The sequence below is a fragment of the Streptacidiphilus sp. PB12-B1b genome (assembly GCF_014084125.1).
Taxonomy (GTDB): domain Bacteria; phylum Actinomycetota; class Actinomycetes; order Streptomycetales; family Streptomycetaceae; genus Streptacidiphilus.
In genome coordinates this window covers 4,897,943-4,910,882 of sequence record NZ_CP048405.1, presented here as the reverse complement: position 1 = coordinate 4,910,882, position 12,940 = coordinate 4,897,943, and the positions used below count along the sequence as shown (strand labels likewise).

Genomic DNA, 12,940 nt, shown 5'->3' with positions numbered 1-12,940 from the left:
CGCGCCCCCTGTACCTGCCGCAACGCCTGCCGGAACCAGAGAGAAGTCGACCAGATGAGCCACGAGGACGAGGCCCGGCAGCCGGCCCCCGCCGACGGCGGCACCGTGCACCTGCGCCGCCCGCCGCAGGACGCCGTACCGCAGGAGGTTGTTCTTCAGGAAGCGCCGCCGCAGGACGCGCGGCCGGGGGCGGGTGTCGGGACGGTGCGGCTGGGCAAGCAGGGTGCGGCGGCCGTCGATCCCCGGTCGTCGACAGCCCTGCCGCCGACCGGCCCGGCCCGCCGACCGGAGGCAGCCCAACGGGACCAGGGGACCGTCCAGTTGGGCCCGAACCCGACCCTGGCGTTCCCGACCGTCGCGCTCCCGGCCGAGCAGCCCACGCTGCGCGAACCCGAACCCGAACCCGAACCCGACACGGCACCCGTCCCCGTCGCCGACCTGACCGGCCCGGCCGTCGCCGCCGGCGCCGCAGGCGTGCTGCGGTTCGGGCCCGGGGTGCCGGACCCCGGGACCGCGCACACCATCGCCGTCTGGCAGGGCACCGCGCCCGGGCCGCAGGCGCCTCCGCCCGCCGCGCCCGGCCGCCGCCGCTGGGTCCGGTTGCTGCCGGTGCTGCTGGTGCTGCTGGCGGTGGCCGGGTACCTGCTCTGGCAGCGGGTCGGGCCGCCGCTGTCGGTGGCCTCCGTCTCGGTGACGGCGACCCCGGCGGCGCTTTCCTGCGGCGGTACCGAGCAGCTCACGGCCACGGTCCGCACCAACGGACGCCGCGGCACCCTGCGTTACCACTGGGTGCGCAGCGACGGCACCGACAGCGGTCCGCTGACGGCGAGCCTGTCCACCGGCGACCGCCAGGTGCAACTGCCGCTCCGCTGGACCGTCCAGGGCCACGGGGACTTCCACGGCACCGCCACCCTCGACATCACCGCTCCGGGCGGCGCCACGGCGTCCGCAGCCTTCAGCTACGCCTGCCACTGACCCGGCAGACCGGGCGTGCCCCCTGGCTCGGACACATCCTTTCCTCCAGGGCCGCCGATCACACGGAAAGGGACGTTTTCGGGACGATGCGGGCCGGGTGTGCGGGGCAGGCGCCGCCCGGTGTCACGGGGTGCCCAGGACCATCCAGCGCTCCGGCTCGGCCAGTGGGGCGAAGCCCGCCCGGGCGTAGACCCGGTGGGCGTCGGCGGTGGCCAGCATGATCCGGCGCAGCCCGTACGGCGCGAGGTGGTCGCGGACGGCGGCGGCCAGGGCGGTGCCCAGGCCCCGACCGCGGGCGGCGGGGGCGATGTAGACGTCGCACAGCCAGGCGAAGGTGGCCCGGTCGGTGACCACCCGGGCGTAGCCGGTCTGCGCGCCCGAAGCGCGGTGGTAGACACCGAAGTTGAGCGACCCGGCGATGGCCTGGTCCTGCTTCTCGCGGGAGCGGCCGAGCGCCCAGTAGGCGTCCTGCGACAGCCACCGGTGGACGAGTGCGGCGTCCAGGCGCGCGGGGTCGGTGGAGATCTCGTAGCCGTCCGGGAGGTCACTGGTCATGGCCGGATCCAAGCAGCCCCGGCCACCCGCGTGCCAGCGGATATCCGCGCCTGGGGCCGGGGAGGCCCCGTCCGGGCGGCCCTAGGAGCGGCGCTTGCGCTTGCCGGGCTTGGGCGCCCCGGCCTTGGGCTTGCCGCCGCCGCCACCGGAACCGCTGCCGCTGCCGCTGCCGCTGCCGCGCGGCCTGCCGCCGCCACCCCGGCCCGCCGCCGCGCCCTTCTGCGGTCGGCCGCCCGCCTGGCCCCGACCGCCCCCGTCGCGCTGCTTCGCCTGCTTCGGCTGCTTCGCCTGGGCGGCGGCCTCGGTCCGGCCCCGGGTGCTGTTGACGGTGCGGCCGCGGACGATCCCGATGAACTCCTCCACCAGGTCGGTCGTGTGCTCCTCCGGCCAGGCCAGCGCGACCTGCGACTGGGGCGCGTCCACCACCGGGCGGTAGACCAGGTCCCGCCGGTGGTGCAGCCGGGCCAGCGACTGCGGGACGACCAGCACCCCGATCCCGGCGGCCGCCAGCTCGACGGCGTCCGCCGTGGTGGCCGGGCGTTCCTTCGCGGGCAGCCCCGGCAGGCTCTCCCACTCCAGGACGTCGTCCAGCGGGTGCAGCACGATCTCGGCGGCCAGATCCGCCAGCGTCGTCTCCGCGGCCTCGGCCACCGGGTGCTCCTTGGGCAGCACCACCACCGTGGTCTCGGTGTACAGCGGGATGGCGCTCAGCACGGTCCGGTCCACCGGGAGCCGCACCAGGCCGACGTCCGCGCCGCCCTCCCGCAGCAGCCGGGCCCCCTCGGCGGCGGGCAGCGGCACCAGGGCCAGCGGGACGTCCGGCAGCCGCTCCTTCCAGACGCCGACCCACTTGGAGGGGTCACCCCGGGAACGAACGCGAGCCGGAACGAGGGGGGCGTCTGGATGTCTGTCACGCAGCCAGGCTACCGGCCGTGATCAGGGACGGCGCCGCAGGTGGCTACCCTTGACGTCATGACGACGCCCAAACCGAAGACCCCCCAGACGATGAAGCCCGCCACGGCGGCCAAGAAGCTGGGCATCCACCTCCAGGCCACTCCTGCGCAATTCCAGGAGGGTGTCGTCTCCCGCGACGAACTCAACGCCCTGCGGCTCAGCCCGCCCGAGTGGCTCCTGGAGCTGCGGCGCAACGGCCCGCACCCGCGTCCGGTGGTCGCCGAGAAGCTCGGCGTGTCCATCTCCGGGCTCGCCCGGGGCGGTGTCTCCGAGGCGCTCACCACCGAGCAGATCGACGCGCTGAAGGCCGAGAACCCGCTCTGGCTGCAGCATGAGCGCGCCACCCAGGCGGAGGTCCGCAAGGAGGCGGTGCGGATCAAGGAGAAGCAGAAGCAGGACGCGGCCAAGCAGCGCGAGCGCGGCGAGGCCGGTCACCCGGGCCGCTGACCCGCTGAGACCCACGGGCCCCGGACGCTCGCCCTCGGCGACGCCTCCGGGGCCCGTCCGCGCTCAGTCGGAGAAGTCCTGGGTGAGCCAGACCGTGCCGGAGCTGTCGCGGATCACGGATATCCCGATGTGGGTGAAGCTGCTGCTGAGGATGTTCAGCCGGTGGCCGTCGTTGGGCGGCTTCTCGTCCAGCATGCCCTGGGTCAGTCCGACCGCCATCGACGCCTCCGCCGAGGACGAGTTCACCGGCCCGCCCTCGCCTATGTTCTCGCCCGCCGACGTCCACTGGACGCCCTGCGCGCTCTCCCGCGCGCCCAGGGCGGGCTCGCCGGGGCACTGGTGCGACAGGCCGCAGCCGTCCGCCATGGTGTTGTCGTGCTGCGCGGCGCTGGCCTCCAGGCCCGGGGTCTCGGTCAGCGCCGGGAGCCCCTGCGCCGCGCGGGCGCTGTTGATCAGCGCCAGCACCTGCTGCGCCGCCGACTGGGAGGTGGACACCGCCGGGGGCGACGGGTGCGCCGAGGGCGAGGACGGCGCGGAGGACGGCGCCGGAGCGGATCCGCCGCCGGTCGGCGCGGCGGCCGGGCTGGTCCGGCGGGCGGTGCTGGCCGGGGCCGACGGCCGGGCACGGGCGGTGGTGGCCTCCGCCCTCGGCGTGGCCGAGGCCGAGGGGGAGGGCGCGGCGCCCAGGCTCGTCGGGCCGCCGGAGGCGACGGCGACCTGGACCTGTGTCAGCGCTGCCTGCTGCCGGTGCGAGCCGGGCAGTTCGGTGGCCAGCACGCCGGCTATCGCGGCGGCCGAGACCCCCGCCGATATCACCGTGGTCCGCAGCAGCCAGCGTGAGCGCACCTTGCGGTGGCCGCCGGCCGCACCGGCCCGGGCCCGGTGCCCGCCGGCCCGGTGCGAGCCGGGCCCGCGCTGACCGGCCGGACGCGAAGGCGCCCGGCCCGCAGGGACCGCGCCGAGCGGGCCGGTGACGGCCGCGCCGTGCACCCCGGCCAGGCCCGGCGACGGCAGCGGCACCAGCGCCATGCCCGCCAGCAGGCCCTCCGCCGGCACCATGCCGTCGCGCAGGCAGCCGCAGCCGGCGCACTCGCGGGCGTGACGGGCGATCCGCTTGCGCCACAGCGCGCTCGGCACCCCGTCCCAGTCGCAGGTGAGCACCGCCAGCTCCGGGCAGCGCGGCGCCGAGGCCAGCGCCCGGACCACCACCCGCGCGGTGTCCAGCTGGGCCTTCATCCGCTGCACCGCCACCGCCGCGTGCTCGGGGTGCAGCTCCAGTGCCTCGGCCAGGTCGGCGCGGGTCAGCTGGCCCGCCGCCTCCAGCCACCACAGCGCCAGCAGCTCCCGGTGGTTGGGGTCCAGCCAGCGGGTGGCCTCGACCACCTCGCGGCGCTGCTCGGACAGCCCGAGCCGGATGATGGTGAGGTCCACGAAGTCGGCGCCGGGATCGCTCAGCGGGCAGTCGTCCAGCGGCCCGGCGAAGCTGCGCGGGCTCTGCCGGCGGCGGCGGACCTGGTTCATGGCGATCGCCACCACCCAGGGCCGGAACCGCGAGGGGTCGCGCAGCTCCGGCAGGCAGTCCACGACCCGCAGGAACGTCTCCTGCACCACGTCGTCGGTGTCCGGATGCCCGGCCAGGGCCCGGCCCACGATGTTGTACACCAGCGGCATGTACGAGCTGATCAGCCTGTCCAGCGCGGTCTGGTCGCCGTGCTGCGCGGCCTCCACCAGCGCGGTCGAGCCCTCAGTGGGCACCGTGTGGCCCCTCTCCGTCGGTGTGTCCTGATGCCTGGGATTGTGCGTCACACCATGGGAGATCCGACAGCGGGGTGGCGGATAACACAAACTCGCCCGGGTTTCCTTCGCGGGCCCGGGGCCCGGGGCCCGGCGTCCGGCGCCGGGGGAGTCAGCCCAGTTCCTGCTGGCAGCGCTCCAGCCAGTCGAGGTCCGCCTGGAGGTGCAGCACCGCGCCCTCGATCAGCAGCAGCGACACCTTGTTGCCGCGCTCGCCGGCGGCCAGCCGGTTGAGCCCGCGGATGACCGAAAGGCAGTGCCGGCGCTGGGTGTTGATCAGGTCGAGCCGCTCGGCCAGGCCGGTTCCGGGGGCCAGCACCAGCTTCATGAAGAACTCGTCCCGGACCCGGGGCCCCTCGCTCGGGCTGCCGAGCCAGGCGGTGAGCTCCTCGCGTCCGGCTGCAGTGAGCTCGTAGACCTTCTTGTCGGGCTTGCCCTCCTGGCTGATCTCGTGCACGCTGACCAGCCCGGACTTCTCCAGCCTGGACAGCGTGACGTAGATCTGCCCGATGTTCGGCTGGGGATAGGCCGCGCCGAACAGCTGTTCAAGGGCGAGCTTCAGTTCGTAGCCGTAACTCGGCTGCACGGCGAGCAGCGCGAGCAGCTGCTGGCGCACCTGGCGGTCGCCTCCTCTCCCGTGGTCGTTCACACAGTAGGCGCCGCCACCGCGGAGGGGGTGCAGGCAGCGCGCGGGCCGTGGACGTGGCTGAGGGAAATGCCTAACAAGAATGTAGTGCCCGTTTGGACAACGGTGCGTCGAACTGCTTGAAACACCTGCTTCACATGGGCTTACTATGGCGCATGCTCGACCGCATACATGACGTGTATGTAGGTCGCAGCGGTCGGCTGTCGGCAGCTGCGACAGCCCTCCCGGTCCGCCCGCCCCATCCCTTCGGCACCCTGTGAGGGACCGCTCCATGACGACCACCATGCTCTCCGGCGGTCATGACGTACTCGCCCGGCCGATACCCGCGACCCACCCCGCCCCGACCAACGGCCGCCCGGCCGCGGCCTGGTGGCGCGACGCGGTGATCTACCAGGTGTACGTCCGCAGCTTCCGCGACTCCGACGGCGACGGCATCGGCGATCTGCCCGGCGTCCGCCGGCAGCTCCCGTACCTCAAGCGCCTCGGCGTCGACGGGATCTGGCTCAACCCGGTCTACCCCTCGCCGCAGCACGACCACGGCTACGACGTCAGCGACTTCCGGGCGGTCGACCGCGTCTACGGCAGCCTGGAGGACTTCGACCGGCTGGTCGCCGACTGCCGTCGGCTGGGACTGAAGCTGGTCATCGACGTCGTCCCCAACCACGCCTCCAGCGAGCACCCGTGGTTCCGGCAGGCGCTGGCCGGAGCGCCCGGCGGCCCGGAGCGGGCCCGGTTCATGTTCGCCGACGGGCGCGGCCCGGACGGTGCGGAGCCGCCCAACAACTGGCGGGCCATGTTCGGCGGACCGGCCTGGAGCCGGGTGGTCGAGGCCGACGGCAGACCGGGCCAGTGGTACCTGCACATGTTCACGCCCGAACAGCCCGACTTCAACTGGCGCAACCCCGAGGTCGCCGCCGACTTCGAGACCACCCTGCGGTTCTGGCTGGACCGGGGCGTGGACGGCTTCCGGATCGACGTCGCGGCCGGGCTGTTCAAGGACGCCGCCCTGCCCGACGCGGCCGACCCGGAAGCCGACGAGCGCACCCGGGACTCGGTCAACCCGGTCGCCTGGAACCAGCCCGAGGTGCACGGGATCTGGCGCGCCTGGCGGGCCGTCACCGACGAGTACACCGCGCGGGACGGCCGCGACCGGCTGCTGGTCGGCGAGGTGTCCGTGCCCACCGCCTCCGACCAGGCCGCCTACCTGCGCCCCGACGAGCTGCACCAGGCGTTCTACTTCCACATGCTGACCGCGCCCTGGGACCGCGACCGGATGCGCCGGGCGGTCGAGGACGGCCTGCGGGACATCGCCGGGACGGGCTCCACCGTCACCTGGGTGCTCAACAACCACGACCAGGTCCGCACCCCCACCCGCTTCGCCGGGCCCGACCCGTTCTCGGGCACGGCGAGGGCCGCCGCCGCCGCGCTGCTCATGCTGGCCCTGCCCGGCGCCGCCTACGTCTACCAGGGCGAGGAGCTGGGCCTGCCCGAGGTGGACCTGCCGGACGAGCTGATCACCGACCCGATCTTCCGGCGCACCGGCAACCGCACCGGGATCCGCGACGGCTGCCGGGTGCCGCTGCCCTGGAGCGGCACCGAGGCGCCGTTCGGCTTCACCCCGGCCGGGACCGGCGGCGCCCCCTGGCTGCCGCAGCCGGAGCACTTCCAGGCGTTCACCGCCGAACGGCAGATGGCCGACCCCTGGTCGTCCTGGAACCTCTACCGGGACGCCCTGCAACTGCGCCGGACCCTGCCGCAGCTCGGCGAGGGCTCGCTGCGCTGGCTGGACTCGCCGCCGCAAGTGCTCGCCTTCGTCCGCGGCGACGGCCTGGTGTGCGCGGTGAACTTCGGCGACACGCCCGTGCCCGCACCGGTCGACGGGCACCCGCTGCTGGTCAGCGGCCCCTGCCCGCCCGGCGTGCTGCCCGCCGACACCGCGGCCTGGTGGATGGACGAGGCCGCCGCCGACGCGCCCGCGCCGCTCCCGGCCGGGGCCGCCGCCGCGTTCGCGCCGCTGCCGCCGCTGGTGCCGGCGCCGCGCACCCCCGGGCCGTCGGAGGCGCTCCCGCCCGCCTGACGGCGGCAGCCGATCGGCCCACCCGCTCCGGGCCCGGCCGGTGAGCGGCGCGTGCTCCTCCCGGCACGCGCGCGCCACCGGCCGGGCCCGGGCCGCTCCCGTCCGGACGCCGGGGCCCCGGTCAGTGCCGGACCGGCAGCGGCGAGCGTGCGGCGCGCAGCGCGGGCAGTGCGCAGACGCACGCCCCGGCCGCCGTCAGCAGTGCCAGCAGCGCCAGCATCCCCGCGGTCGGGGCGTGCGCGATGCCCGCGCCGATGCCCTCGCTGCGCCCCTCCAGATTGATGAGCCACAGCGCCAGCGGTATTCCCGCCAGTGCCCCCAGCACCACCCCGCCCAGCGCCAGCACCACCCCGCGGACCACCATCATCGACGCGGCCTGGCGCGGCGTCAGCCCGATGGCGCGCAGGATGCCCAGCGCCGGGCGGTGGTCGCGCAGCCCGGTCGCGGCGACGCTCAGCAGCTCCGAGGCGACGACCACCGCCAGCAGCGCCACCAGGCCCACCACCGAGCCGCGCAGCCCGCCGAGTTGGGCCGCAGGGTCGGGCCCGGGCCGGACGTCCAGCCGGCTGCCGAGGCCGGTCTGGGCCACCAGCTCGCGCTGCGCCTGGGCGGGCGTGGTGCCGGGGCGCAGCACCACGCTGTAGAAGGTGGGCTGGGCCGGGTCGCCGGGCCGGTCCAGGGTGTCCCATCCGGTGGAGATCACCCGGCCGTCCAGGTCCGGCTCCAGGCTGCGGCCGACGATGTGCAGGATCCGCGGCGTGCCGCCGGTGGTGACCCGCACCCACTGGCCGACCTGGACGTCCAGCAGGTCCAGCGCCGCCTGCCCGGCCACCGCCTCGTCGGTGGCGCGGATGCCCCGGCCCTGGACGACGGTGTACGGGAAGGGGTGCGCGGTGGTGCCCAGCGCCCGCAGCGTCACGGTCGCGGACTGGCCGGGGACCAGCGCCTGCAGCTCCCCGCCCGGGTAGACGCCCTCCACGTCGCGCGCCCGGGCCAGCTCGCCGGGCAGCGCCGCGCTCTGGGCGGCGGTGGCCCCGGGCACCAGCCGGACGGTCAGGGTGCTGTGGGTGGCGCTGCCCTCGCCGCCCCGGTTGACCGCGTCCAGGGTGGCCCAGGTGCTGAGCGCCAGGATGCAGGCGACCATCGGGACGGCGATCCGCAGCGTGGTCACCGCGCTGGCCCGGGGGTTGCGCAGGGTGCTGCCGACGCCGAGGATGACCGCCGCCGGGAAGCGCCGCAGCGCGCCCAGGTGGGCCGGGCGCGGCGGGCGCCGGGTGCCCGGGGCGCCCTCGGGCGGCGGCACCGCGGCCACCCGGCTGGCCCGTCCGGCGGGCAGTGCGGCGGCGGCGCCGATGGCCGCCAGCGCGATCGCGGTGACCGCGCCGGTCACCCACGGGCCCAGCGGCAGCGGCCCGGCCTGGCTGCCCAGGAAGGGCGCGAGCAGGGCCGCCAGCACCGCGCCCAGCAGGGCGCCGCCCCCGGCCAGCAGCAGGTGCTCGGCGAAGAACATGCCGACCAGCTGTCTGCGGGTGAAGCCGAGTGCCTTCAACAGCGCCATGTCGCCGCTGCGTCCGCGGATCCGCCCGGCCGCCGCCCCGGCCACGGCCAGGGCCCCGGCCAGCAGCGTGGCCAGCCCGCTCAGCCCCAGCAGCAGCCCGACCAGGCGGCTGTCCTGGTCCTGCGAGCTGCGGGCGTCCTCCCAGGTGGACAGCCGCACCACCCGGCCGCTGCCGATGTCGGTCACCGCCCGCTGGGCCACGTACGCGGCGTTGTTCGGCGAGGACAGATACAGCCCCAGGGTGCGGCCCTGGGCGGCCAGGTCCGGCTGGATCCGGTCCAGGGTGGACGGCAGCACCCAGCCCAGGCCGTAGCCCGCCTGCGAGTAGCCGACCTGGTCCGGGCTGTCGGCCACGCCCAGCACCCGCAGCTGCACCGGCTGCCCGGCCGCGCCGACGACGGTGAGCCGGTCGCCGGGGTGGGCCCAGGCGGCCTCGGCCGCCGAGCGCTCCAGCACCAGGCCGTCCTGCGCGCCGGAGTTCAGCCAGCTGCCGTCGGTGAGCAGCGGGCGCGGGCTGCCGGGGACGTCGGCGCGCAGGATGAACGGGATGCGGTCGCCGGTGCTGGACACCCCGGCCGCGTGGGCCAGGCCGAGCAGGGTCACGTCGGCGGTCGGCTGCAGCGGGGTGAGCCGGGTGACGCCGGGCAGCTGGGCCAGCGAGGCGGGCGGTGCGCCGTCGCCGGTGCCGTCGTCCGCCGGGGCGAGGTCCAGCCGGACCTGCGGGGCGTCGGCGGCCCGGAACTCCCGTTGCCAGGGGTCGAAGGCGGCGCTGAGCAGGGTGCCGGCCAGCAGCAGCGCGGTCACCGTGCCCGCGGTCGCGGCGACCACCAGCAGCGAGGCCAGCCGGTGGCAGCGCAGGTCGGCGCGGATCCAGCGGAGGACGCCGTGCATGCTCACCCGCCCAGTTCGATGATCCGGCGCACGCTGTCCGCGCCGCCGGAGGCGGTGGCCTCGTCTATTCGGGCGTCGTCGGCGACCTGACCGTCGAACAGGCTCACCACCCGGTCGGCGTTGCCGGCCACCCGGGCGTCATGGGTGACCAGGACGATGGTGCGGCCCTGGTCGTGGAAGCCGCCGAGCAGCCGGAGCACCTCGCGGGCGCTGCGGCTGTCCAGGCTGCCGGTGGGCTCGTCGGCGAGCAGCAGGTCCGGGTCGTTGACCAGGGCGCGGGCCAGCGCGACCAGTTGCCGTTCGCCGCCGGAGAGCGCGCCCGGGTCGGCCCCGGCCTTGTCGGCCAGCCCGAGCTGCTCCAGCAGGTCGGTGCGCCGGGCCCGGGCGGTGCGCGGGGGGCGTCCGGCGAGCAGCGCGGGCAGTTCGACGTTGTCGGCCACGGTCAGATCGCCGAGCAGGTTGCCGCTCTGGAAGACGATGCCGTAGCGGCGCCGCCGGATCACCGCCCACTGGCTCTCGCTGAGCCGGTCCACCCGCTGGCCGTCCAGGCGCAGTTCGCCCTGGTCGGGCCGGTGCAGGCCGCCGAGCAGGTGCAGCAGGGTGGACTTGCCGGCGCCGGAGGGCCCGGTGATGGCGACGAACTCGCCGCGGCCGATGTCCAGGGTGACCCCGCGTACCGCGGGCACGTCGACCACGCCGTTGCGGTGGGACTTGACCAGTCCCGAGGCGGACAGCAGCGGGCAGGCGGCGGCCGGGTCGTCCGGGGCGCTCATGTCAGTTCCTCCTGGCAGCGTTCCAGCCAGTCCAGATCCGCCTGCAGGTGCAGTACGGCGCCCTCGATCAGCAGTTGGGAGACCCGGTTGTCGCGCTCCTGGGAGGCGAGCCGGTTCAGGCCGCGCATCATCGTCAGGCAGTGCCTGCGCTGGTTGTTGATGAGCGTGAGCCGGTCGGTGAGTGCGGTGCCGGGGGCCAGGATGAGTTTCATGAAGAACTCGTCGCGCACCCGGGGGCCTTCGGTCGGGGACGTGATCCAGGACACCAGTTCGGTGGTACCGCTCTCGGTGATCTCGTAGACCCGCTTGTCCGGCTTGCCGGACTGGGCCACCTCCTGGCTGAGGACCAGCCCGCCCTTCTCCAGCCTCCCGAGCGTGACATAGATCTGGCCGATGTTCGGCTCAGGGTACGCCGCGCCAAAAGTCTGTTCAAGGGCCTGCTTCAGCTCGTAGCCGTAGGCGGGTTGCCTGGCCAGCAGCGCCAGCAGCTGATGGCGCACCGGGGGGCCTCCTCAGGGTTTTCGGTGGTCACACCTCCATCACACCCTACGGGGAAGGGGTTACCACCATGCTTCCCGGGCTTAGGGTGCGAAGGGGTTCGCGCCGCGGTCGGGTCGGCGCTCATGTCGGCGTCCGTGCCGCAGCCGTCGGGGTGGAGCCGGGAGGTGTCATGCAGGACGGGTCGCTCCGGGCGTCCTGGCCGAGCCGCAGGCTGGTCGGCCGGGCGGCGCTGGCCGGTGGCGCGCTGCTGGCGCTGGGCGCGGTCCCGGCCTGGGTGGCGCTCGGCGGGCGCCACGGCCCGGTCGGCGACCCGGACGGCACCGGCCCGGTCACCCTGGCCACCGGCAAGGACACCACCGGCTACCTGGAGGGCGTGCTCCAGGATTGGAACGCCGCCAACCCGCACCAGCCGGTCACCCTGGTCCAGCTGCCCGAGGCGGCGGACGAGGTGTACGCGCAGATGGTCGACGAACTGCAGCAGGGCGGCGGCCGGTTCGACGTGCTCAACCAGGACGTGGTCTGGACGGCGGAGTTCGCCGCGCGCGGCTGGATCGCGGCGCTGCCCGAGTCCGACTTCGACCTCACCGCGTTCCTGCCGCCGGTGCTGGGCGCGGCCCGCTACGGCGGACACCTGTACGCGGTGCCGTACGTGACCAACGCGGCCATGCTCTACTACCGCAGCGACGTGCTGGCCGCCGCCGGGCAGAGGCCGCCGGCCACCTGGGCCGAACTCGAGCGCCAGGCCGCGACCCTGGCCCCGGCCCGCGGCATGGCCGGCTACGCCGGGCAGCTTTGGCCGTACGAGGGCCTGACCGTGAACGCGCTGGAGGCGATCCGCTCGGCCGGGGGCGACATCCTGGACGCCCGCGGCCGGATCGTGGTCGACAGCGCCGGAACCCGCACCGGGCTGGAGTTCCTGGCCGGGGGACTGCGCGCGGGCTGGATCCCGCAGGCGGCCCTCGGCTACCAGGAGGAGGAGTCCCGCGAGGCGTTCCAGAGCGGCAAGCTGCTGTTCCTGCGCAACTGGCCGTACGTCTACCCGGAGGCCGAGGCCCCCGGCTCGCCGGTGGCGGGCCGCTTCGGCGTGGTGCCGCTGCCCGGTCCGCACGGCCCCGGCGCGCACGTGCTGGGCGGCTCCTGCCTGGCGGTGGCGCGCGGCTCCGCCCGGCAGCGCACCGCACGGGAGTTGATCCGCTACCTGACCTCGGCCCCGGTCCAGGCCCGGGTGCTGACCCAGGGCGGGCTGCCGCCGGTGGTGGCCGACCTCTACCAGGACCCGGAGCTGGTGGCCCGGTTCCCGTTCCTGCCGGTGCTGCGCCGGGCCGTGCTGGCGGCGGGCTCGCGCCCGGAGATCCCGCAGTACCAGCAGCTGAGCCTGGTGTTCAGCGAGGCCGTGTACGAGGTGCTGCGCGGCCACCGCACCCCGGCCGCCGGGCTGGCCCGGCTGGCCGCCGACCTGCGCGAGGTCATGGCCTGACCGGCGGCCCGACGCCCGGCCCGCCAGCGGTTCGTGCGGCATATCTAACACGTATGTAGGAACTCTGGCATCCTGAGCCTGCGGCTCCGTGGATCACGGGTGCGCACCCGTGCCTGTGTGCGCACCCGTGAGCGGTGGTGCGGGTGTGCCCCGACTGCCGAAAGCGCTGATCACCGCCGTGCCGACGGATGTTGGCGCGGCTGTTCGCGGCACCCGTCCGCGCGGCGGCCCGCTGTCGGCGGTTCCGCAACTGACTCGGTCACAACGATTGCTGACCGTTGACGCCGCTGCT

General features: G+C 75.2%; 11 protein-coding genes. 4 read left to right on the top strand and 7 right to left on the bottom strand.

The genetic code is table 11. The annotated features are described in order from the left end of the window. The first annotated feature begins 54 nt into the window (after nucleotides 1–54). Nucleotides 55–975 (top strand): hypothetical protein, encoded by a 921-nt coding sequence (locus GXW83_RS21710; RefSeq protein ID WP_182444678.1) that lies wholly within the window; start codon nucleotides 55–57, stop codon nucleotides 973–975. A gap of 123 nt (nucleotides 976–1,098) precedes the next feature. Here GXW83_RS21710 and GXW83_RS21705 read toward each other — a convergent pair whose 3' ends face one another. Then, nucleotides 1,099–1,530 carry a GNAT family N-acetyltransferase gene (locus GXW83_RS21705; protein ID WP_182444677.1) on the bottom strand — a complete coding sequence of 144 codons (432 nt, stop codon included), beginning with the start codon at nucleotides 1,528–1,530 and terminating at the stop codon, nucleotides 1,099–1,101. Nucleotides 1,531–1,611: 81 nt separating this feature from the next. Continuing rightward, entirely contained in the window at nucleotides 1,612–2,331 is a 720-nt protein-coding gene (locus GXW83_RS21700; protein ID WP_370466747.1) for a LysR substrate-binding domain-containing protein, read from the bottom strand. A 171-nt stretch (nucleotides 2,332–2,502) separates the two neighbouring features. Here GXW83_RS21700 and GXW83_RS21695 point away from each other — a divergent pair, with 171 nt between their 5' ends. Next, the gene (locus GXW83_RS21695; protein ID WP_182444676.1) at nucleotides 2,503–2,931 is read left to right on the top strand and encodes a DUF5997 family protein; all 429 of its coding nucleotides are present in this window, start codon (nucleotides 2,503–2,505) and stop codon (nucleotides 2,929–2,931) included. 63 nt (nucleotides 2,932–2,994) lie between these two features. On the opposite strand, the gene GXW83_RS21690 is transcribed toward GXW83_RS21695, so the two are convergent. Then, the gene (locus tag GXW83_RS21690) at nucleotides 2,995–4,686 is read right to left on the bottom strand and encodes a sigma-70 family RNA polymerase sigma factor (RefSeq protein ID WP_182444675.1); all 1,692 of its coding nucleotides are present in this window, start codon (nucleotides 4,684–4,686) and stop codon (nucleotides 2,995–2,997) included. A gap of 151 nt (nucleotides 4,687–4,837) precedes the next feature. Next, on the bottom strand, nucleotides 4,838–5,341 hold the full coding sequence (locus GXW83_RS21685; RefSeq protein ID WP_182444674.1) for a PadR family transcriptional regulator: 504 nt from the start codon (nucleotides 5,339–5,341) through the stop codon (nucleotides 4,838–4,840). Between the two features lie 301 nt (nucleotides 5,342–5,642). Between GXW83_RS21685 and GXW83_RS21680 the strand changes: the two genes are divergently transcribed. Continuing rightward, entirely contained in the window at nucleotides 5,643–7,448 is a 1,806-nt protein-coding gene (locus GXW83_RS21680; protein WP_225447162.1) for a glycoside hydrolase family 13 protein, read from the top strand. Between the two features lie 121 nt (nucleotides 7,449–7,569). On the opposite strand, the gene GXW83_RS21675 is transcribed toward GXW83_RS21680, so the two are convergent. The 3 genes from GXW83_RS21675 to GXW83_RS21665 are packed head-to-tail and all read right to left on the bottom strand — an operon-like array spanning nucleotide 7,570 to nucleotide 11,170. Continuing rightward, on the bottom strand, nucleotides 7,570–9,897 hold the full coding sequence (locus GXW83_RS21675) for an FtsX-like permease family protein (RefSeq protein ID WP_182444673.1): 2,328 nt from the start codon (nucleotides 9,895–9,897) through the stop codon (nucleotides 7,570–7,572). A gap of 2 nt (nucleotides 9,898–9,899) precedes the next feature. Further along, entirely contained in the window at nucleotides 9,900–10,670 is a 771-nt protein-coding gene (locus GXW83_RS21670; RefSeq protein ID WP_182444672.1) for an ABC transporter ATP-binding protein, read from the bottom strand. Beyond that, nucleotides 10,667–11,170, bottom strand: coding sequence for a PadR family transcriptional regulator (locus tag GXW83_RS21665; RefSeq protein ID WP_182444671.1), 504 nt, complete (start codon nucleotides 11,168–11,170; stop codon nucleotides 10,667–10,669). The genes GXW83_RS21670 and GXW83_RS21665 overlap by 4 nt, the downstream gene beginning before the upstream one ends. A 170-nt stretch (nucleotides 11,171–11,340) precedes the next feature. Between GXW83_RS21665 and GXW83_RS21660 the strand changes: the two genes are divergently transcribed. Then, the gene (locus GXW83_RS21660; RefSeq protein ID WP_182444670.1) at nucleotides 11,341–12,648 is read left to right on the top strand and encodes an ABC transporter substrate-binding protein; all 1,308 of its coding nucleotides are present in this window, start codon (nucleotides 11,341–11,343) and stop codon (nucleotides 12,646–12,648) included. Nucleotides 12,649–12,940 lie beyond the last annotated feature (292 nt).